Origin of the sequence: Cobetia sp. L2A1 (assembly GCF_009796845.1) — a bacterium.
Classification (GTDB): Bacteria; Pseudomonadota; Gammaproteobacteria; order Pseudomonadales; family Halomonadaceae; genus Cobetia.
In genome coordinates this window covers 2,973,747-2,995,198 of the sequence record NZ_CP047025.1, presented here as the reverse complement: position 1 = coordinate 2,995,198, position 21,452 = coordinate 2,973,747, and the positions used below count along the sequence as shown (strand labels likewise).

The 21,452-nt window shown below is 58.7% G+C and carries 18 protein-coding genes; 12 read left to right on the top strand and 6 right to left on the bottom strand.

Annotation, left to right across the window (positions count from 1 at the left end):
• Positions 1-78: 78 nt before the first annotated feature.
• Entirely contained in the window at positions 79-519 is a 441-nt protein-coding gene (locus GQR90_RS12755; protein ID WP_158774440.1) for a VOC family protein, read from the bottom strand.
• Positions 520-809: 290 nt separating this feature from the next.
• On the opposite strand from GQR90_RS12755, the gene GQR90_RS12750 reads away from it, so the two are divergent.
• From GQR90_RS12750 to GQR90_RS12740, 3 genes are read left to right on the top strand one after another with little or no spacing between them, the layout of a single operon-like run.
• Entirely contained in the window at positions 810-1,586 is a 777-nt protein-coding gene (locus GQR90_RS12750; protein ID WP_158774439.1) for a 5-oxoprolinase subunit PxpA, read from the top strand.
• On the top strand, positions 1,586-2,332 hold the full coding sequence (locus GQR90_RS12745; RefSeq protein WP_233266289.1) for a 5-oxoprolinase subunit B family protein: 747 nt from the start codon (positions 1,586-1,588) through the stop codon (positions 2,330-2,332). The genes GQR90_RS12750 and GQR90_RS12745 overlap by 1 nt, the downstream gene beginning before the upstream one ends.
• The gene (locus tag GQR90_RS12740) at positions 2,329-3,303 is read left to right on the top strand and encodes a biotin-dependent carboxyltransferase family protein (RefSeq protein ID WP_158774438.1); all 975 of its coding nucleotides are present in this window, start codon (positions 2,329-2,331) and stop codon (positions 3,301-3,303) included. The genes GQR90_RS12745 and GQR90_RS12740 overlap by 4 nt, the downstream gene beginning before the upstream one ends.
• Before the next feature lie 378 nt (positions 3,304-3,681).
• Here the strand turns inward: GQR90_RS12740 and GQR90_RS12735 are convergent, their stop codons facing one another.
• The 3 genes from GQR90_RS12735 to GQR90_RS12725 all read right to left on the bottom strand — a co-directional run bounded on the left by GQR90_RS12735 (position 3,682) and on the right by GQR90_RS12725 (position 7,258).
• Entirely contained in the window at positions 3,682-4,740 is a 1,059-nt protein-coding gene (locus GQR90_RS12735; protein ID WP_158774437.1) for an SAM-dependent methyltransferase, read from the bottom strand.
• A 90-nt stretch (positions 4,741-4,830) separates the two neighbouring features.
• Complete coding sequence (locus GQR90_RS12730) at positions 4,831-6,561, bottom strand: AMP-binding protein (protein ID WP_158774436.1); 1,731 nt, start codon at positions 6,559-6,561, stop codon at positions 4,831-4,833.
• Between the two features lie 268 nt (positions 6,562-6,829).
• Positions 6,830-7,258: a MerR family transcriptional regulator gene (locus GQR90_RS12725; RefSeq protein WP_325064301.1), complete on the bottom strand. Its 429-nt coding sequence runs from the start codon at positions 7,256-7,258 to the stop codon at positions 6,830-6,832.
• A gap of 365 nt (positions 7,259-7,623) precedes the next feature.
• Between GQR90_RS12725 and GQR90_RS12720 the strand changes: the two genes are divergently transcribed.
• The 7 genes from GQR90_RS12720 to GQR90_RS12690 all read left to right on the top strand — a co-directional run bounded on the left by GQR90_RS12720 (position 7,624) and on the right by GQR90_RS12690 (position 15,587).
• Positions 7,624-9,207: a CoA-acylating methylmalonate-semialdehyde dehydrogenase gene (locus GQR90_RS12720; RefSeq protein WP_158774435.1), complete on the top strand. Its 1,584-nt coding sequence runs from the start codon at positions 7,624-7,626 to the stop codon at positions 9,205-9,207.
• 112 nt (positions 9,208-9,319) lie between these two features.
• Positions 9,320-10,486 carry an acyl-CoA dehydrogenase family protein gene (locus tag GQR90_RS12715; protein ID WP_158774434.1) on the top strand — a complete coding sequence of 389 codons (1,167 nt, stop codon included), beginning with the start codon at positions 9,320-9,322 and terminating at the stop codon, positions 10,484-10,486.
• 51 nt (positions 10,487-10,537) lie between these two features.
• Positions 10,538-11,374, top strand: coding sequence for an enoyl-CoA hydratase (locus GQR90_RS12710; protein WP_158774433.1), 837 nt, complete (start codon positions 10,538-10,540; stop codon positions 11,372-11,374).
• Complete coding sequence (locus GQR90_RS12705; protein WP_158774432.1) at positions 11,371-12,552, top strand: enoyl-CoA hydratase/isomerase family protein; 1,182 nt, start codon at positions 11,371-11,373, stop codon at positions 12,550-12,552. Before GQR90_RS12710 ends, GQR90_RS12705 begins: the two co-directional genes overlap by 4 nt.
• Before the next feature lie 122 nt (positions 12,553-12,674).
• Positions 12,675-13,589: a 3-hydroxyisobutyrate dehydrogenase gene (mmsB, locus tag GQR90_RS12700; RefSeq protein WP_158774431.1), complete on the top strand. Its 915-nt coding sequence runs from the start codon at positions 12,675-12,677 to the stop codon at positions 13,587-13,589.
• A gap of 46 nt (positions 13,590-13,635) precedes the next feature.
• On the top strand, positions 13,636-14,049 hold the full coding sequence (locus GQR90_RS12695) for a rhodanese-like domain-containing protein (RefSeq protein WP_158774430.1): 414 nt from the start codon (positions 13,636-13,638) through the stop codon (positions 14,047-14,049).
• Positions 14,050-14,177: 128 nt separating this feature from the next.
• Positions 14,178-15,587, top strand: coding sequence for an MATE family efflux transporter (locus tag GQR90_RS12690; RefSeq protein ID WP_158774429.1), 1,410 nt, complete (start codon positions 14,178-14,180; stop codon positions 15,585-15,587).
• Positions 15,588-15,681: 94 nt separating this feature from the next.
• On the opposite strand, the gene ppnP is transcribed toward GQR90_RS12690, so the two are convergent.
• Together ppnP and ppsR are read right to left on the bottom strand one after the other, a co-directional pair.
• Positions 15,682-15,969: a pyrimidine/purine nucleoside phosphorylase gene (gene ppnP / locus GQR90_RS12685; RefSeq protein ID WP_158774428.1), complete on the bottom strand. Its 288-nt coding sequence runs from the start codon at positions 15,967-15,969 to the stop codon at positions 15,682-15,684.
• Between the two features lie 87 nt (positions 15,970-16,056).
• Positions 16,057-16,890 carry a posphoenolpyruvate synthetase regulatory kinase/phosphorylase PpsR gene (ppsR, locus tag GQR90_RS12680; RefSeq protein WP_158774427.1) on the bottom strand — a complete coding sequence of 278 codons (834 nt, stop codon included), beginning with the start codon at positions 16,888-16,890 and terminating at the stop codon, positions 16,057-16,059.
• 488 nt (positions 16,891-17,378) lie between these two features.
• On the opposite strand from ppsR, the gene ppsA reads away from it, so the two are divergent.
• Both ppsA and GQR90_RS12670 read left to right on the top strand, forming a co-directional pair.
• Positions 17,379-19,766, top strand: coding sequence for a phosphoenolpyruvate synthase (ppsA, locus tag GQR90_RS12675; protein ID WP_267902032.1), 2,388 nt, complete (start codon positions 17,379-17,381; stop codon positions 19,764-19,766).
• A gap of 417 nt (positions 19,767-20,183) precedes the next feature.
• A complete protein-coding gene (locus tag GQR90_RS12670) occupies positions 20,184-21,452 on the top strand; it encodes a dicarboxylate/amino acid:cation symporter (RefSeq protein WP_199269426.1) in 1,269 nt (422 codons plus the stop codon).

The following is a 21,452-nucleotide window of genomic DNA, read 5'->3' as shown; positions in this document are numbered from 1 at the left end:
CTTTCATCACGGGGCGGCACGCATCTCATGCCAAGGCGTGCGGTGTTCTGGCGGGTCAGTGCTGGCCCGCTGACATGATCACTTGCGGAACAGCTGGCTCTCACGGTCCTTGAAGGCCTTGAATTCCAGCGCATTGCCGGTGGGGTCGAGGAAGAACATCGTCGCCTGCTCTCCGGGTTCGCCCTTGAAGCGCACGTAGGGTTCGATCTCGAACTTCACGCCCTCCGCCTTTAGGCGGTCAGCCAAGGCTTGCCAGGCGTTCATTTCCAGCACGACACCGAAGTGAGGCACAGGGACGCCGTGACCATCGACGGGGTTCTTGTGCTGAGCGATACCGTGCTCAGGTTCTGCCAGTGCCGCATTCAGGTGACAGACAAACTGGTGGCCGTAGAGATCGAAATCGACCCAGCTGTCGGATGAACGACCTTCGGGACAGCCGAGGAATTCACCATAGAAGCGGCGGGCTTCGGCGATATCACGAACTTGAATGGCGAGATGGAACGGATCACTGACGGCCATGGGCGGTTTCCTCGAAGATACGGTCTGGTTGTTGTAAATGGGGGGCTGATGACACTGCTGATGCCCTTTGATGCGTTCGTACAGGGCCTTGCATACCCAAGGCGACATCCAGGAACAGAACCATGCCGGCAGTATTTGGGCAAGCACTGAGTTCCCTATGCTTTCATGCCTTGTGGTAATGAAAGATTTCTTCGATATAACGCATCATAAAATACGATTGGATACCGAGGTGCGGCCTTACATAGAGTGGAGGTATAACAACACACAAGATCTTACCGTGAGGTGTCCCTATGTCTCGTTCCCCTGTCTCCGCTCCCTCCCTGCCTTTGCTCAACTGCGACATGGGCGAAAGCTTCGGCAACTGGAAGATCGGTCTCGATGAAGAGGTGATGCCCTTTGTCGATTGCGCCAATATCGCCTGTGGTTTCCATGCGTCAGACCCGACCATCATGCGCCGCACCGTGCGTCTTGCCGTCCAGCATGACGTTCGCATTGGTGCGCACCCCGCCTATCCGGACCTGCAAGGCTTTGGGCGTCGCTCCATGGCTTGCTCGCCTGCTGAAGTGGAAGACATGCTGCTGTATCAGATTGGTGCGCTGGAGGGTATTTGCCGCGCCGAAGGCACACGTATCCAGTATGTGAAACCGCATGGCGCGCTCTACAACGACATGGCTGCTGATCCGATCCTGCTTCGTGCCGTCATGCAGGCCGTGGTGCGTTACGACGCCAGCCTGCCGCTGATGGTGATGGCGACCGCCAATCCTGCACCGATGCAGGCACTCGCCGATGAGATGGGCATCACGCTGTGGTTCGAGGCATTTGCTGACCGCGCCTATGACTCACGTGGCCATCTCGTCTCACGTCGCGAACCTGGCGCCGTACATCACGACAGCGAGGTGATCATCGCGCAGTCAGTGACATTGGCACGTGGCGAAGCGCTGACTGACAGCAGTGGCGGCCAGTTGGTGCTGTCGGCCGATACGCTGTGCGTACATGGTGACAATGCCGAATCAGTCGCAGCGGTACGCGCCATACGTGAAGCCTTTGATATGCTGGCGGGTGCCTGATGGCAGGTCTGGAAGGGCACTCAGAAGAGATGCGTCCTGAACTGCGCCTGGAAACCGTCGGCATGGATACGCTGATCGTGCGGCTGTTCGACAGTATTGAAGAGTCCAACATGGGGTGGGTGCTGGCAGCAGATAGCGCGCTGCGCCAAGTGTTCGGAGAAGCGTTGATTGATCTGGTGCCGTCCTACACCACCTTGCTGCTGCACTACGATGTGGCGAAGCTGGAGGAGAGCGAGGCGCGTGCACGGGTCTCTCAGGCGCTTGAAGATCTAGCGCCCGATAGCGGCCAGCAGGGCCAGCTTCACGAAGTCCCCGTGTGGTACGACGACAGTGTCGGGCCAGAACTCGAACCGATTGCCACGCGTCTTGGCATCAGCGTCGAGGCGCTGATCGAGCGACATTGCGCACATGATTACTGCGTGTTCGCGCTGGGCTTTGCGCCGGGTTACGCCTTCATGGGCGTGCTGGAAGAGGCGCTGACCACGCCGCGCCTCAAGACACCGCGTCAGAAGGTGGCGGCGGGCAGTGTCGGTATCGCCGATCGCCAGACGGCCATCTATCCCTCCCGCTCGCCAGGAGGCTGGAATATCCTCGGTCGCACGCCGCTGACGCTGTTCGGACGTAACGCTGCCGGCGAGCCCTCAAGTCTTTTCATGCCCGGTGATCGAGTCCGATTCGTTTCGATCAGCCGTGAGGAATTTGTCCGCCTGGGCGGCGATGTCACCCCGCTGGAGGAGCGCTCATGAGTGCCGCATCAGCAGTAGAAAGCGTGGCCACTTTACGTGTCGAGCGAAGCGGTGCATTGGCGCTGGTACAGGATGGCGGGCGTCTCGGTGTACGTCATCTTGGTGTGACACAAGGCGGAGCTGCCGATTGGGTCTCACTGGGGTGGGCCAACTGGTTGCTGGGCAATGCACCCGACGCGGCGGCGCTCGAGATCACCCTGGGGGGTGGGTTGAGCTTGAAGGTCGAGCAAGCGGGCACTCTGGCCCTGCATGGGGCGGATCTTGCCGCGACCCTCGATGGTGAGCCACTGTTGCCCGGTCGGGCATTTACGGTAACGGCAGGCCAGGTACTCAAGTTCGAACGCCCTGTCACAGGCCTGAGAGCCTATCTCGCCTTTGCGGGCGGGCTGGATGTGGCGCCGGTGTTGGGCAGTGTTGCCTGCGTGGTGCGAGATGGGCTTGGCGGCTTGGGCGGTGAAGGTCGCGCGCTGGCCAGCGGCGATGAGCTACGTGCCGCCAGCAACGAATTGTGCTTGCGCACGTTGCCGCAAGTTGCTCTGGATTGGCAGACAGGACTATCGCCTGCCGACAAGGATACGGCGATCATTCTGCCGTTAGTGGTGGGTGCGCAGATCGCCGAATTCAGCGGCGATAGTCTCTATCGCGCCTTCAACAGTGACTGGGTCGTGGATGGCCGCGCTGACCGTATGGGGGTGCGTCTGACCGGCCCACGACTGGAGCGCGAAGGTGCCGGCATGGTCTCGGAAGGGATTCCGTTGGGCGCGGTGCAGGTGCCGGCTGATGGCCAGCCGATCGTGCTGCTCAATGATCGCCAGACCATCGGTGGCTACCCGCGTATCGGTGCCTTGACGCCGCTGGCATGCGCGCAACTGGGCCAATGTGTGCCGGGGACACGTGTCCAGCTGGCGGCAGTCACGCCGGGCCAGGCACGTCGGGTTCACTTGAAGGCGCTGGCAGCGTGGCAGGTATGACCAGCGCGGGCTACTGACTCAGGAAGCAGCATAAAAAAAGGGCCTCCAAGTGGAGGCCCTTTCGGTTTTCCCGTTAAGGAATCTTTGATGCAGTCGGAGCTGATTGATCAGATCACCTCCTTGATGAACAGATTCCCGGAGAAACATTGCGCGAGCATCGGGAAACTGTGCGCTGATTCGTGGGCAATGAAAGAACACGCGTCAGTGCGGTCGTCATGGAGTGCATATCTACCCTCACATGCCGACGGGTAAAGAACGGTTTATCCCCCGAACGGGACTGTGCTTGCAAGAGTAACGGTTGACGCAACGGGACGCCAGCAATTTTAGAGCGCTGTTTCCTAATTTTTACCATAGTGCTCATTTCTTGGCTTTTTCTTGTCAGAGGCGAGGGTGGCCGGCATTTGATGCACGCTGGGCAGGACGCTTGCGCAACCGCCACAGATGTACCTCCAGCCAGCCAGCTTCCAGTGCCTGCGCGATGTTGCGTTGCATCAGTGCGAACATCGGGCCGAAGATCAATTCGGGGGTCAATGCTCTCGCGGCAAGCATGGCGCTTGATAACGCTAGTTCATCGCGTATGTCTCGGCTGCCGAGCTGGTCTTCAGTGTCTGCGGTCTGATGTGAGGAGCAGGCATGCTGCTGGCGACGTGCTTGCCAGGCGAGTACCTGTTCGGTCAGCTCGATATGCGTGTCGACTTCAAATCCGCTGTTGGCCATCGCTTCCTGGAGCTCTTCACAGGTCGCGAGCTGATCGGCCCGCGATGTCAGCGCCCATGGCACCGGCAGGTTCGGTCGCTCACCGAAGGCTTGTGCCTGCACGCTGAGCACGGGTTCATGCAGGATGAGGTAGCCGTCATCTTCAAGACAGTCATGCCATTGTGTCAGCACACCAGGCTTGTCGCTGAGATGCACCAGCAGATGCTGGCTTATCACCCGATCAAAGCGCTGGCCAAGTAATGCAGGGTGCAGCTTGGGATAGCAGGCGTCGCCTTCAAGCACACGAATGTGCTCACGGAGTCCCGTGGCTCTGTTAAGGCCAATCGCCAGTTGGCAGAGATTATCCGAGAGGTCCAGTGTGGTGACGTGATGCCGAGTGCCGTCACTGACGGACTGACTCACCAGATGGCGAGCCAGTCCGCCTAGCCCGGCGCCGGGCTCCAGAATCTTGAGTGGAGTGGTAGAGGGAGGCTTCTGCAGTTTGGCCAATGCCAGCAATTCGCGAGTGCTTCCGACACCGCCCAGGTGGAGTTGGTCCAATCCGGCCAGCGCCGTGACTGGTACCTCACCAGCAGGATAGGCGTCCAGCAGTGCCTCCAGTGCCATATCGAGTGCAGCATGGCGGCTAGCCGCAGCGTAGTGAGATACCTGATCACAGGCCATCTTCAGGTGACGTGCGGATGAGCCACCGGGCTCTTGCGCACGATAGTCTTCTGTCATCTCATCCTCCGGCCGGTCGTGGTTCGTGGCCGGGCGGAGGTGCACCTCGTTCTGCTCTCGTTTTTACGGTGCCACGACTGATATCGGCGCTCATTCCTTTAGCCCCAGCTCAGCGGTCGCGGTCTCGCGCATCTTGAATTTCTGAATCTTGCCGGTCACGGTCATCGGGAATTCATCGACGAACTTGATATAGCGCGGCACCTTGAAGTGCGCAATCTGGCCCTGACAGAAGTCTTTAAGGCCCTGTGCATCAAGGTGTTCACCTTCCTTAAGCTTGACCCATGCCATCACTTCTTCGCCATAACGTTCATCGGGTACACCGATAACCTGCACATCCGATACCGCCGGATGCATATAGAGGAAGTCCTCTATTTCACGTGGATAGATGTTCTCGCCACCACGGATGATCATGTCCTTGATACGCCCGACGATCGTCACGTAGCCCTCTTCATCCAGCGTAGCGAGGTCGCCGGTATGCATCCAACGCCCACTGTCGATGGCCTTGGTAGTGGCCTCGGGGTTATTCCAGTAGCCGAGCATCACACTGTAGCCTCGGGTGCAAAGTTCCCCCTTTTCTCCACGCGGTACCACACGGCCTGTCTCGGGATCGACGATCTTGATTTCCAGATGCGGGTGCAGGGTGCCGACGGTGGAAACGCGTTTTTCGAGAGGGGCTTCACGAGTGGTCTGCAGGCTCACCGGGCTGGTTTCGGTCATGCCGTAGGCAATGGTGACTTCGCTCATGTGCATGCGCTCGATCACCTGGCGCATGACTTCGATCGGACAGATGGAGCCAGCCATGGTGCCGGTACGCAGACTTGATAGATCAAACTCGCTGAAGCGTGGGTGCTCAAGTTCGGCAATGAACATGGTCGGTACGCCGAACATGGCGGTAGCGCCTTCTTCGCTGACAGCCTGGAGTGTCGCCAGTGGGTCAAAACCCGCCTCGGGATAGATGATGGCTGCACCGTGTGTCAGGCATCCCAGGTTGCCCATGACCATGCCGAAGCAGTGATAGAGCGGCACCGGCATCACCAGCTTGTCGTGTTCGCTCAGATTCATGCGCTCTGCGACGAAGAAGCCGTTATTGAGAATGTTGTGATGCGAGAGTGTGGCGCCCTTGGGGGCACCGGTCGTGCCGGAGGTGTACTGGATATTGATCGGATCATCGAAGGTCAGGCTGCGCTGAATCTCGAGCATCGCCTCATGCGGCACCTTGTCGGCGCCGTTCAATACATCTTGCCAATGCAACATGCCGGGCAGTGCATCGCCGGCTTCAAAGCAGATCAGTCGCTTTAGCTCAGGCAGTGCAGCATTGCTGATGCCCTCGCGGCCCTGGGGAGAAGTAGCCTCGGGGAATAGTTCCTCGAGAATCGCCACATAGTCGGAGCCCTTGAAACTCGCCTGGAAGAGCAGTGTCGCTGCCCCGGATTGCTTGAGTGCATAGGCCAGTTCATGGCCGCGATAGCTAGGGTTGAGGTTCACCAATACCACGCCAATCTTGGCGGTAGCGTACTGAATCAGTGTCCATTCTGCGCGGTTGGGTGACCAGATGCCGACTCGATCACCGCGCGTGATACCCATCGCCAGAAGCCCGCGTGCGACGCGCTCAACCTCTTGATGTAGTTCAGACCAGCGGTAACGCAGATTCTGGTGACGACTGATGAGCGCGTCACGCTCGGGGTAGGTGGCACAGATACGATCAAGGCAGTCACCGATGGTTTCACCCATTAGTGGCGTGTCGGAAGTCGCGCTCAGATAGCTTGCATCTTGAGCGCTGAATGAGGCGAGCTGACGTGAAGCAATGGTGTCCTGTGGCATGGGTGCAGTCCTGTATCCTTGGTTGTTATTGGCGTGGCAAGGCTGTGCAGGGGGAGTCGCCGTCAGGCGGGTTGTACTGGGTCATTGGGTATTGGTGACTAGCGGCAGTCACTACAGGGCCGCTCTCCGGCGGCGCCCGGTTTTCTTCAGCTCATGTGTCAATCATGGCCTGAATTCTTGCATCAATTCTTGCATCCATTCTCGCGTCAATTCTTGCAGACGCCTTACTTCACGGATGATGTGCTAATGCGTTCTGCAAGTGACGGCTTTACTCATCTGTCTTCAAGCGCGAGAGCGCTTCTCGGGCACGACTTTCCACGTCATCAAGCTCACGCTGCATGATGGTGAGGTCGTTCAGTTGGCGTTCAAGCCCTTCGCGTTTCTCTCTCAGGATGCCGAGCAAGCGCGTCAGTTGCTTCTCTCCGCCGCCGTCGGCAGCATCGTAAAGGTCGACCACTTCACGAATCTCGGCCAGTGAGAAACCTAATCGTTTGCCGCGCAGCGTCAGCTTCAACCGCACGCGGTCCTTGTCGCGATAGACACGTGTCTGACCACGACGCTCCGGGTGTAGCAGGCCTTCCTGTTCATAGAAACGGATAGTGCGGGTGGTCACATCAAAGTGACGCGCCAGCTCACCGATACTCCAGGTGCGCTGACTGGGACGGATGCCAATGCCGGCAGTCGTGCTGCTCAGCAGGCCATCCTCGTGGGCGACAAGTGCGGCTTCTGCCACCGGGTCTGGAGCACTAGGCTCTGAAGAGGTATCCATCGGGGTATCCAGGGAAAGGTGTTGAGTCATCGTGTCTGTCATGGGCACTGCCGCTCCGTTTGCGATTCGCACAGCAAGAGATTTCTTGCCATGCGCTGTGGCTGCCAACGGCGTCTGGCCTCATTTTTCTACAGCCTAGCATTGTTTACGTTAACGTAAAGGGTAATAGTATTTGCTTCCAACCAAGCAGATGCTAGGTTGAGTCAGGTCGCATCTTCTCACGCCCGTCCGTGTAATGAAGAGCGGCACGTAGCCGTCCTCCCTAACAACAACAGTCATAGGAACGCCACGCCATGTCTTCGTCCCACTCCACGTCTACTGCAAGCGGCGCACTCAACCTGCTGCCACGCCTGCGCGCTGTCGTTGCCGGCGAAAGTGAATCACTGGTACTGCCACAACTGATCAATGGTCAGTTTGTGGAAAGCGCCGCTGAACAACACATTAGTGTCACCAACCCAGCGACCAATACCGAAGTTGCACGAGTCCCGCTTACACCGATGAGCGAGCTGGATGATGCATTGGTACTCGCTGAGCAGGCTTTCATGCGCTGGCGCAATACGCCGGTGCCGACACGTGCCCGGTTGATGCTCAGCTATCAGCATCTGCTCAAGCAGCATCATGACGAGCTGGCCGAGATTATCTCTCATGAACTGGGCAAGACATTCGACGATGCCAAGGGCGATGTCTGGCGCGGCATCGAGGTGGTCGAGCACGCCGCGAACATTCCGAGCCTGATGATGGGGGAAACGGTGGAAAACGTCGCCACCGGTATCGATAGCTACTCGATCACTCAGTCGCTGGGCGTCTGTCTGGGCATTACACCTTTCAATTTCCCCGCCATGATACCGCTGTGGATGTTCCCGTTGTCCATCGCCTGTGGCAATGCCTTCGTTCTCAAGCCCTCGGAGCAGGTCCCGCTGACGACACTTCGCCTGGCGGAGCTATTCATGGAAGCCGGTGCGCCTGAAGGCATCCTGACGGTCGTGCAGGGGGGGCGTGATCAGGTCAATCATCTGTTGGCGCATGAGATTCCGCGCACCGTCAGCTTCGTTGGTTCAGTGCCGGTCGGCCAGCATATCTACCGCACGGCGACGGATAATCTGAAGCGAGCCCAGTGCTTTGCCGGTGCCAAGAACCATATGGTCATCATGCCGGATGCCCCGGCAGACCAGGTGGTGAATGCGTTGGTGGGAGCCAGTGTCGGCGCTGCAGGTCAGCGTTGCATGGCGATTTCCGTCGCGGTATTCGTCGGCGATTCCAAGGCACTGATCGAGCGCGTGCGTGCTGCGCTGGCTGAAGTGCGCCCCGGTGCCTGGAATGACAAGGGTGCCAGCTACGGGCCACTGATTTCACCGCAGGCGCTGGAGCGTGTCACTGGCTGGATCGCACAAGGTGCAAAAGAAGGGGCCGAGCTGCTGCTGGATGGCCGTGGCATTTCTGTCGAGGGCTATCCTGATGGCAACTGGCTGGGGCCGTGCATGTTCTCCAAGGTGACGCCGGAGATGGTGCTCTATCGTGAGGAAATCTTCGGGCCAGTACTGTGCTGCATGGAGGCGGCGAATCTCTCTGAGGCCATCGAGCTGATCAACAACAATCCTTACGGCAATGGCACCTCCATCTTCACCCGCTCCGGCGGTGCGGCACGGCGCTTCCAGAACGAGATCGCCGTTGGCCAGGTGGGGATCAACGTACCGATTCCCGTGCCGCTGCCGTTCTTCTCCTTCACTGGCTGGCGCGGCAGCTTCTTTGGTGATCTGCATGCCTACGGTAAGCAAGCGGTGCGTTTCTATACCGAGACCAAGACAGTGACGGCACGCTGGTTCGATGATGAGCCTGCCGATGGCAATCAGCCGAACTTTTCCATCCAGATGCGCTGATGGCGAACCTCTTCCAAAACATTGCTCAGGGCTTTCCAGAAGGAGTGGAGAGCCCTTGGGCGAGCCAATCTGACGCTTCCATCATCTCCCAGGAACGACAGGAGACACTGGCATGAATTTTTCTCTCACCGATGATCAGCGTGCCCTGCAAGAAGGCGCGCGTGCCTTCGCTGATGCAGAACTGGCCCCCCACGCCGCAGAGTGGGATGCCACCTCCCACTTCCCTGTCGATACACTCCGATTGGCCGGCGAAGCGGGCTTCATGGGGCTCTATGTTGCCGAAGAGCATGGCGGGCTTGGCCTGCCACGCCTCGATAGCTCCATCATTCTTGAGCAGTTGGCGACTGGCTGTATCTCCACCACTGCTTACATCACCATTCACAACATGGTGGGCTGGATGATCTCAAGCTTCGCCAGTGACGCCTGTCGTGAGCAGTGGGTGCCGGCGATGGTCAGTGGGGAAAAGCTGGGCTCCTATTGCCTGACCGAGCCGGGGAGTGGCAGTGATGCCGCTAGCCTGCGCACCCGTGCTGAGCGTGAAGGTGATGACTACTACCTGACCGGTTCCAAGATGTTCATCTCCGGCGCAGGTGCTACTGACGTGCTGGTAGTGATGGCGCGCACCGGCGCACCAGACAGCGGCGCGAGTGGTATTTCTGCCTTCGTGGTACCCGCTGATGCAGATGGCATCAGCTACGGCAAGAAAGAAGAGAAGATGGGATGGAATAGCCAGCCGACCCGCTTGGTGAATCTGGATCGTGTCCGTGTGTCAGTCATCAACCGACTGGGTGAAGAGGGTGAGGGCTTCCGCTTTGCTATGAAGGCGCTGGATGGTGGCCGTATCAACATCGCTACCTGCTCGTTGGGGGCGGCGCAGAAGGCGCTGGAGCTATCGCGTGATTATCTCGGTGAGCGCAAGCAGTTCGGGCGTGAGTTAGCTCAATTCCAGGCACTGCAATTCAAGTTGGCTGACATGGCCACCGAGCTGACGGCGGCACGTACCCTCGTGCGGCTGGCAGCCTTCAAGCTCGATGAAGGGGATGCCGAGGCCAGCGCCCATTGTGCGATGGCCAAGCGCTTTGCGACCGACATGGGATTTGAGGTCTGTAATCAGGCGCTGCAGCTGCATGGCGGCTACGGTTATATCCGTGAGTATCCGTTGGAGCGCCTGGTACGCGATACCCGGGTGCACCAGATTCTGGAAGGCACCAATGAGATCATGCGTTTGATCATTGCGCGTCGTTTGATGACGCCAGGCATGATCGAGTCACTGATCTGAGTGCTGGATATTCTGTTATCAATTCGATGCAATTCTTGGAGAGGTTACGCGATGTCATCCAGTCAAACGCAGCGCAGTCAGCGACAGAACCAGTGCCTCGTTCTCGAGAAGGACCGTCATATTGCCCGAGTCACCATCAACAACCCGCCCGCCAATACCTGGACGGAAGCCTCGCTGATCGAGTTGGAGCAGCTGCTCGATGAGCTGGAGCGCGACGGCAGTATGAGTGCAGTAGTGATTACGGGCGAAGGCGACAAGTTCTTCTCTGCTGGTGCTGATCTCAAGACCTTTGCCGGGGGCGACAAGGGCGTAGCTTCGACAATGGCGCGCCGTTTCGGGCTGGCTTTCGAGCGACTGGCCAACTTCCCGGGCGTCACGATTGCCGCCGTCAACGGCTATGCCATGGGCGGTGGGCTGGAATGTGCGCTGGCCTGTGATATTCGCATCGTCGAGCGCCAAGCCACTCTGGCATTGCCGGAGGCCAAGGTTGGCCTGTTGCCGTGTGCAGGCGGTACTCAGCATCTGCCGTGGCTGGTCGGCGAGGGCTGGGCCAAGCGCATGATCCTGTGTGGTGAGCAGGTGGATGGTGAGACGGCGGGGCGCATTGGGCTGGCGGAAGAGGTGGTCGAGAAGGGACAGAGCCTTGAGCGCGCATTGGCCATTGCCGAGAGTGTCGCCAATCAGAGTCCGAGCGCCGTGGCACGTTGCAAGGCGTTGATCATGTCGTCACGTCACCGCGGCATGAGCGATGGTCTACGTATGGAGCGTGAGCTGTTCGTCGAGCTATTCGATGATCCTAATCAGAAGGAAGGCGTCAGTGCTTTCCTCGAGAAACGTGCGCCTCAGTGGGTGACCAGCGGCGAGGGCAAAGGGAGAAAGACGTCATGAGCCATATCGAAGGGGTGAGCAGTACATCGGTAGCCGCCGCTGATGCCTGTGTTGTCTTCGAGACTCGTCGCGCAGGTGATGGCAAGCAGCTTGCTATCATTCGGCTCAATGCGCCACGTGCGCTGAATGCGCTGTCGCTTGAGATGATTGAACGCATCGAGGCGCAACTGGATGCATGGGAGCTCGATAGCAACATCGCCATGTTATGGCTGGAAGGTGCCGGCGAACGGGCGCTATGTGCTGGCGGCGATATCGTGGCGCTTTATCAGGCGATGACGACAGCGCCTGCAGGCGAGGCAAGTGATGCTGAAGCGCTCGAAGACTTCTTTGCCACCCGTTACTTCACGGCGGAGTATCGACTGGATCACCGTCTACATACCTTTCCCAAGCCACTGCTGGTCTGGGGTGGCGGTATCGTGATGGGCGGTGGCATGGGGCTGTTCACGGGCGGTAGCGAGCGCGTGGTCACCGAGACATCACGGTTGGCGATGCCGGAAGTCAGTATCGGTTTGTATCCGGATGTCGGTGCCAGCTGGGTGTTGAATCGTCTACCACGGGGATTGGGCGAGTACCTCGGTGTGACCGGCGCGCAACTGAATGCCCGTGATGCTCTGGATCTCGGCATGGCGACGCGGCTGATTCCCGACGGCGAGCGTGAGGCGCTCAAACAGGCATTGTGCGATGGCGAATTCGGTCGTCATCCGTCGCGCCATCTTGGCCGGGTGCTGAGCGAGTTCGAGCGGCGCGAGTTGGCACCCCCTGCGCAAGTCGCGCCGCTGTTTGATCACCTGCAGCAATTGGTCGCGGGTCAAGAAGTGCAACAAGCCTGCCAGCAGATTCTCGATGATCCGCAAGCACGCAAGGACTGTAATGCCTGGCTACATGCCAATCGCGAGCGACTCGCAGCAGGCTGCCCCAGCTCACCGCATCTAGTGTTCCGCATGTTGTCTCGTCATCGTCACTCCTCCTTGGCTGAAGCCTTCCGTGATGAACTGACGCTCTCCGTCCGCTGCTGCCTGGGCACCGAGCTTGCCGAGGGCGTGCGTGCGCTATTGATTGACAAGGATAAGCAACCACAGTGGGCCTATCGCGGAATCGCTGAGGTGTCGGAAGAATATATCGATGGCTTCTTCGCGCCGCTGTGGGAGGAAGACGAGCATCCGTTAGCAGATCTGTAAGTGCGGTTGATTCTGAATTCATAGGGCAGCGGCAGCATCTTCAAGACACCGCTTTTTGATATGGCGGCTATCAATATTTCGCCATTGCACTACTCGTCATTATAAAAACAAGGAGTAACGCCATGACGTCCATCGGATTCATCGGGCTTGGCAATATGGGCGGGCCGATGGCCCTCAACCTGGTCAAGGCTGGCCATCCCGTTAAGGTGTTTGATCTGGTTGAGTCAGCCATGACGGTACTGACCGAGGCGGGTGCCAAGCGCGCCACCTCTCCTCAAGATGCCTGTGACGGCGTCGAGGTGTTGATCAGCATGTTACCGGCGGGGCAGCACGTCCGCAGGCTTTATCTGGGCGATAAGGAAGACGGCGACGGTGGCCTGCTGGCAGTGCTTGATAGTTCTGTGTTGGTCATTGATGCCTCGACCATCGCCCCTGATGATGTCCGGCTGGTGGCTAGCCACGCTGCTGAGCGCGGTATTGATTTCATGGATGCGCCGGTCTCCGGTGGTGTCGCTGGTGCGCGCGCTGGTACCTTGAGTTTCATCGTCGGCGGTGAGGCTGATGCCTATGCACGCGCCTTGCCGCTGCTTGAGGTAATGGGCAAGAATCTGTTTCATGCTGGCCCTGCCGGTAGCGGTCAGGTGGCCAAGATCTGTAACAACATGCTGCTGGGCATTCTGATGAGTGGCACGGCGGAGGCACTGGCGCTGGGCGTCAAGAATGGCCTTGATCCTGCCGTGCTGTCAGAGGTCATGAAGCAGTCTTCCGGTGGCAACTGGGCGCTGAATGTCTATAACCCGTGGCCGGGTGTGATGGAGGCTGCGCCGGCATCCCATGATTATCAGGGCGGTTTCCTGGTGGATCTGATGGCCAAGGATCTGGGACTTGCCTGGGAAATGGCGCTGGGCTCCAAGTCGGCGGTGCCGATGGGGGCTCAGGCGCGTAATCTGTTCGTACAGCATGCGGCGCAGGGTGCAGGACGACTGGATTTCTCAAGTATCCAGCGCTTCTATCGCATGGGTGAAGCTGACGCATGAGGGTGGCCAAGTCTCATCGCCACAGCAGGGCACAAGAGGAGTCGTCATGATTCGACCGGTAAGTGAGTTAGTGGCTTCGGCTAATGCCGAGGTGGAGACGTTGTCGGTCAATGAGCTACGCGTTGCGTTGCAAGAGGCCCGCAGTGGCGGTACGCCGCTGACGTTGGTGGATATCCGCGATGTCCGCGAGCTTGAGCGTGAGGGGCGTGTACCGGATGCCATCCATGCCCCACGTGGCATGCTCGAGTTCTGGGTTGACCCGGCCTCGGCCTATCACCGTGCTGAGTTTGCTCGCTCGGGTCGCTATGTCCTCTTCTGCGCTGGTGGACTGCGTTCGGCGCTGGCGACCAAGGCGCTGCAGGACATGGGCTTTGGGCCGGTCGCACATCTCAGCGGTGGTTTCGCTGCATGGCGTGAAGCAGGAGGGGAGGTCGTATCACCCTTCATGCAGGGCAACTAGCCGGGCGCTGAAAAGTGAATAAGCACCGGGACTTTTCAGCGGGAACTGCTCTTGGCAGAGTGATGTCTTACACTACGTGGCTCCGCAGGCATCTTGTCTGGCGGGGCCGTTTTCTGTCCGGAGCCTGCATGTCTGACCCTGTCACACCCATTTCCTCTTCTTCTATTGGCGCTGGTGCTACTGATGCCATCCCTGCATCGCGGAGTCGACGCGATCTGATACGTGACCCGATCGCGTCGACGCTAGCGCGCATGACTGGGCCGGTCATCGGCGGCATCGTGACCATGATGTTGTTCAATCTGGTCGATGCCTGGTTTATCGCTCAACTAGGCACACCACAACTGGCAGCAGTGACCTTTACCTTCCCCGTCACCTTTGGGGTCATCAGCATTGCCATCGGCCTGTCTATCGGGACGACGGCAGTCGTTGGGCGGCGGTTGGGTCGTGGTGACATCGAGACCGTACGCGCGCGGACCACTGACTCCAGCCTGCTCGGATTATTGCTGGGGGTCGTGTTGGGCGTTGTGGGACTCGTGAGTATTGCGCCTCTGTTTCGGTTGTTGGGGGCGGATGATGCCCTGATGCCACATATCCAGGACTATATGCATGTGTGGTACTTCGGTGCGCCGTTCGTGCTGCTCCCTCGTGTGCTAGGCAGTGTGTTGCGCGCTGAGGGCAACACGCTGGTGCCGTCGTTGGTCATGGCGGCGGCGGGGCTTCTCAATGCCGCGCTTGATCCACTGCTTATCTTTGGCATCGGCGAGTGGCATGGCATGGGCGTGGCGGGGGCTGCATTGGCGACCGTACTGTCCTGGTTGGCGATGACATTGGGCTTGTTGGCGCTGCCCATGCTGCGCGCACGGTTGGACATTCGGCGGATGAGCTTCGTGCGCCTGATGGCATCCTGGCGCGAGGTGGGTGCAATAGGTCTACCTGCTGCCATGACCAGCGTCATGACGCCGATCGCGACAGCACTGGTGACGCGTATTGTCAGCCAGCATGGCCACGCAGCTGTAGCTGCCTACGGCATAGGCTCGCGTATCGAATCGTTGGCATTGATTCTGGTGCTGGCGTTGTCGATGACGTTGTCACCTTTCATCAGCCAGAACGATGGCGCAGGTCAGCAGGCGCGCGTATGGCGGGCCGTTCATGGCGTGTTGGGCTTTATCCTCGTCTGGCAGCTGGCAGTTTGGCTGGGCTTGGGACTGAGTGGTGACTGGATAGCAGCACGCTTCGCCGAGTCTGATGAAGTCGCAGATCTGGTCAGTACGTATCTCTGGCTGATTCCGGCGGCGTTGGGCGCGCAAGGGGTGATCATTCTCGCCAATTCCAGCCTCAATGCACTGCATAAACCCAGGCGTGCAATGTCGCTCTCGTTGATCCGGCTATTTGCACTATTGGTGCCGCTGGCCTGGTTGGGTGGGACGCTTCATGGCGTGGTCGGCATCTTTGTCGGGGTGGCGGTGAGTTATCTGCTGATGGCGGGTATCAGTTATCTGGCGCTTCGTACGGTACTGAAGCGTCGTCGTCGAGCTTGACCTGTCACACGGACTTCGGCCTATCAACGAAAAGCCGCTACAGCCTTCAAGGGGGCTGCAGCGGCTTTTTTCATCAGCGCGATATCCGAGCTGATCAGGCGTCTTCGTACTTGCACAGATAGGCAGATTCGACCGTGGTGCGGACCTCAAAGCTCTGGTTGGCTTCGACGATGAAGCTTTCCCCGGCCGCCAGCTGGTACCACTCTTCCGCGCCCGGCAGCAGTACCTGCATGTCACCACTGATCAGCGTCATGTACTCGCGCTGGCTGGTGGAGAACACGAATTCGCCGATGCCCATGACACCGACGGTGGCCGGTAGATCTGCGGTCTGGAAGGCGATGGAGGCTACCTGGCCATCGAAGTAATGATTGGTCTTGAACATGACGAGACTTCCTGCGTGAGAGTGTTGTGTCGTGGGGGTGAGGGCGGTCAGAGATCCGCCGATGATCATGAAACTGGAATCGCTGGCCTAGCGCGGTGAGAAGCGGCGCGCCAACCCTGTCTCGGCGATCATGCGCGTCGAGATTTCCTCGATGGAGAAGCGCGTGGTGTCGATGTAGGGCACCTTGGAGCGGCGGAACAGCGCCTCGGTCTGCTCAACTTCCTGCAGGCACTGGTCAATCGAGCAGTAACGACTGTTGGGACGGCGTTCAGTCCGGATGGCTGCCAGACGACGTGGGTCGATGGTCAGGCCGAACAGCTTGTGACGGTACTGGGCCAGAGCCGCCGGCATCTTGAGGGTGCCGGAGTCGTCCAGGTCATCCTCTGTCAGCGGATAGTTGGCGGCGCGAATGCCGAACTGCAGCGCCAGATACAGAGACGTCGGTGTCTTGCCGCAGCGTGAGACACCCACGAGGATCACATCGGCCTTGTCATACTGATGCGTGCGGGCACCATCATCGTTGTCCAACGCGAAATGCACCGAATCGATACGATTCATGTAGACATCGTCCTGTCCGATGGAATGCGTCTTGCCGACGCTGTAGGACGAGCGGGTATCCAGCTCTTCTTCCAGTGGCTTCAGGAAGGTGGAGAAGATATCGACCTTGAAACCGGAAGACCCCGAGATGATGTTGCGTACTTCATCGTCGACGATGGTATCGATGATGATCGGGCGCTCGCCGTCGTTGGCATGAGCGCTTTCAATGGCCTTGACCAGTGCCGTCGCCTTCTCGGTGGAGTCGATATAAGGCTTGGTTATCATGCGAATATCGGTGTTCTCGAACTGGGCCAGCAGGCTGCGTCCCAGTGTCTCGGCAGTGATGCCGGTGCCGTCGGAAATGAAGAAGGCGGTTCGGGTCATGAGAGGCACTCGTGAAGGGCGAAGAGGGTACGTGCCGGCGCAGGCTGTCCCCGAATGAAGACCCAAGTGTCGGCGTTCACTGGCGACCTTGCAATATCCTGCTGAGTCATGGGGTTGCCAGAGTGGAAATCATTGTTCTTCATTCATGCATATTTACCGCCGAAACTACATTCCTGTAGCTGAGAAATATCGATTACCTGAATTTTCGCCGACGTTGGCGACATTACGCACGTCTGAGCCGCAGGGTTGTAGTCCTCCTCCACTGACTAGCCGGTTAGACTAATGGCTAATGCTAGAGGGGGCTTGTTAGGGTGGCTGCATCGCCGCTTCGGGTGCGCTGTTGATGCCGCCCCTGACATGCGCCGCTGGCAGGTTGAAAACCCTTCCTGTCGGCTGTCGAGCCACTATTGATTCGTTCTCTGGCTCGCAGGCAGGATTCGCAAGTTCTCAGCGTCACTGTTCCTATCCATTGGTACCAGGGGGTTCCCTTGTCACAGCAAGCCACATCCGAATACGTCATCGATTTCGATCAGCTCGGCATGAACGATGTTGATCGCGTTGGCGGCAAGAATGCCTCGCTTGGCGAGATGATCTCCAATCTGGCGGATGCCGGTGTCACCGTGCCTGGCGGCTTTGCCACTACGTCTTTCGCCTATCGTGAATTCCTTGAGCACGAGTCGCTGAACACGCGGATCAATACAGCGCTTGACGCGCTGGATGTGGACGATGTGGTGGAACTGGCCCGTGTCGGTGCCGAGATTCGTCAGTGGGTCATCGATACGCCGCTGCCGCCGGCATTTGAAGCCGAGATGGCACGTGCCTACAGCGAGCTGCAGGCTCGCCACCCGAATCTGAAAGTGGCGGTACGTTCCTCCGCAACCGCGGAAGATCTGCCGGATGCTTCTTTCGCAGGTCAGCAGGAAACCTTCCTCAACATTGAAGGCTTCGACAACATCAAACGTGCGGTACACGAGGTGTTCGCGTCATTGTTCAACGACCGTGCCATCTCTTACCGCGTGCACAAGGGCTTTGATCATTCGCTGGTGGCATTGTCCGCCGGCATTCAGAAGATGGTTCGCTCTGAAACGGCATCCTCTGGCGTGATGTTCACGCTGGATACGGAATCTGGCTATCGTGACGCCGTCTTCGTGACTGGCTCCTGGGGCCTGGGCGAAACCGTGGTGCAGGGCGCGGTCAACCCTGACGAGTTCTACGTCCACAAGACCACGCTGGAAGCCGGTCGCCCGGCGGTATTGCGCCGTAATCTGGGCTCCAAGCTGATCAAGATGATCTACACCAATGACACCAGTGCAGGCCGCTCGGTCGAGACGGTGGATGTGCCGGTAGCAGACCGCCATCGTTTCTGCCTCAGTGATGACGATGTCGAAGCGCTGGCGCGTCAGGCACTGACCATCGAGAAGCACTACCAGCGTCCGATGGACATCGAGTGGGCGCGTGATGGTGATGACGGCAAGCTCTACATCGTGCAGGCACGTCCGGAAACTGTGGTCAGTCAGGAAGAGGGCGGCAATCTCGAGCGCTTCCAGCTGCGCGAGAAGGGCCGCACGCTTGTGACGGGGCGTGCCATCGGTCAGCGCATCGGCCAGGGGGCCGTACGCATCATCGAAAGCCCGGAGCAGATGGACAAGGTGCAGGTCGGCGATGTGCTGGTCACCGACATGACGGACCCGGATTGGGAACCCGTCATGAAGCGTGCCTCTGCCATCGTTACCAATCGTGGTGGACGTACCTGCCACGCAGCCATCATCGCGCGTGAGCTGGGTATTCCGGCCGTCGTCGGGTGTGGCGATGCGACAGCTGTGCTTGCAGAAGGTCGCGAAGTGACGGTGTCCTGTGCCGAAGGTGATACCGGTCACGTCTATGACGGCATCCTCAACTTCGATCGCACTGTGACCAGCGTCAGCGAAATGCCGGAGATTCCGTTCAAGATCATGATGAACGTCGGTAACCCGGACCGCGCCTTCAGCTTCTCGCGCTTACCGAATGCTGGCGTGGGCCTGGCGCGTCTCGAGTTCATCATCAATCGCATGATCGGGGTGCACCCCAAGGCACTGCTTGACTACGCTACATTGCCGATTGAGCTGCAGCAGACTATCGATGCACGCATTGCCGGCTACACAAGTCCGGTCGAGTTCTACGTCGACAAGCTGGTCGAGGGCATTTCCACACTGGCAGCTGCCTTCCATCCGCAGAAAGTCATCGTGCGCATGTCGGACTTCAAGTCCAACGAGTACGAGAATCTGATCGGCGGCAAGATGTATGAGCCGGGTGAAGAGAACCCGATGCTGGGCTTCCGTGGTGCCTCGCGTTACGTCTCCGAAGCCTTCCGTGACTGCTTCGATCTGGAATGCCGTGCGCTCAAGCGTGTCCGCGACGAGATGGGGCTGACCAACGTCGAGATCATGGTGCCCTTCGTGCGCACCGTTGGTGAGGCGGAGCAGGTCATCAAGTTGATGGGCGAGAATGGTCTGGTCCGTGGCGAGAATGGTCTGCGCGTCATCATGATGTGCGAACTGCCGACCAACGCATTGCTGGCGGATCAGTTCCTTGAGCACTTCGATGGTTTCTCCATCGGCTCCAACGATTTGACTCAGTTGACGCTAGGTCTGGATCGCGACTCCGGTATCGTGGCTCACCTGTTCGATGAGCGGAATCCGGCAGTCAAGCAGCTGATGTCGATGGCGATCCGTGCCTGCAAGGCACAGGGCAAGTATGTTGGCATCTGTGGTCAAGGGCCGTCGGATCACCCTGAGCTAGCCAAGTGGCTGATGGAAGAGGGTATCGACAGCGTCTCTCTCAACCCGGATTCCGTGTTGGAAACCTGGTTCATGCTGGCGGACAAAGAGCTGGCGTAATGCCCTTTCTCTGCTGAAAGGGTAAGCCGGATGTCAGTACCCGGCGCCCTGAAATGAAAAGCGCCCATTGCACCTATGTGCAATGGGCGCTTTTCATTTCAGGGCGCAGAAACTGAATATCTGGTCAGGCTGAGGGCCCTGTCAGGAATGAAGCAACACGGCGTAGCTGCCTTAGACCAATGGCGAATGGATCCGTCATTTCTCGTTGTTTCTTAACAAATAGCAACAAAATGATCTCGAAAGCGCGACTAAATGAGTATCTTCCTGACTTATGTAAGAAAGGCAGTCCTTTATAATCCCTGCCACCCCACTGACCACAAGATCATTGGTGGCGACGATGGCAAGCCTCACCGGTAGCCAGCCATACGACGGTGTGTAGCAACCGACTTTTCGGACAAAATCTAAGGTAGTCGTAACGTGAAACAGTCTCTATGGAAGAACATTGGCGTCCAGGTGGTCATCGCCATGGTACTGGGCGCAGGTGTAGGGGCTTACATGGGCGAGAGTGCCTCCATGTTTGCACCGCTGGGTGAGCTCTTCATTCATCTGATCAAGATGCTGGTGGTACCGCTGATCGCCGTCTCGATCATTTCGGGTGCCGCAAATCTGGGTGATAGTCCTTCGGCAGGCAAGATTGGTCTGTCTACCTTTGCCTTCTTCATGCTCACCTCCGCCGTGGCAGTCTTGCTGGCATTGGTGATGGGACACATCTTCCAGCCGGGCAGCGGGGTAGATCTCGATAGCGCCAAAGGGATGTTCTCCAATGCCTATGCTGACAAGGGCGCGGTACCGGGCGTGATGGACACTCTTCTGGGCATGATTCCGACCAATATCTTTGGCGCATTGAACGATGCCAACATCCTGCAGATTCTGGTCTTCTGCCTGTTCCTCGGCATTGGCCTGTCCAAGACCGGTGAGCGCGGCAAGCCGCTCATCGAAGGCCTGAACACCGTCATCGAAGCCTTCGTGTGGATGATCAACGTCGTGATGCTGATCGCGCCGATCGGTGTCTTCGGGCTGATGGCAGATGCAGTGGGCACCTTCGGCTTTGATGTACTGACGCTGGTGATGAAGCTGTTCCTCGTCTACATGGGCGCCATCCTCATCTACGGCTTCGTGTTCTACCCGCTGATCGTCAAGTTCGGCTCCGATGTGCCGCTGGGTCGCTTTATGTCAGCGATGAAGAAGCCGCAGGCTGTGGCACTCTCCACCGCGTCCTCCATGGCGACGCTACCGGTCAACATGGAAGTCTGCGAGAAGGAGTTGGGCCTCAAGAACGCCACCACGGCCTTCGTGCTGCCGCTGGGCGCGACCATCAACATGAGCGGCAATGCCATCTATTACGGACTTGTCGCGATGTTCTTCGCCCAGGTCTTCAATGTGGAGCTCGGCTTCTCCGCTTATGCGGCCATCGTGTTCACCGCCACCCTGGGCGCCATCGGCCAGGCCGGTGTGCCGGGGCCGTCGTTTCTGGTGGTGGCGGTGTTGCTGGCAGCTGGCATCCCCATTGAAGGCTTGCCGCTGCTGTTCGCCCTGGATCGTATCTTTGACATGACGCGTACCGCGCTAAACATCACCGGTGATGCGGCCTGCGCGGCGGTGGTGGATCGTTTTGCGCGTGCAGATGATGCTCTCGCCGACACTGCAAAGGACAGCGCTGTCGCCGAGCCTGCCAACGCACGCTGA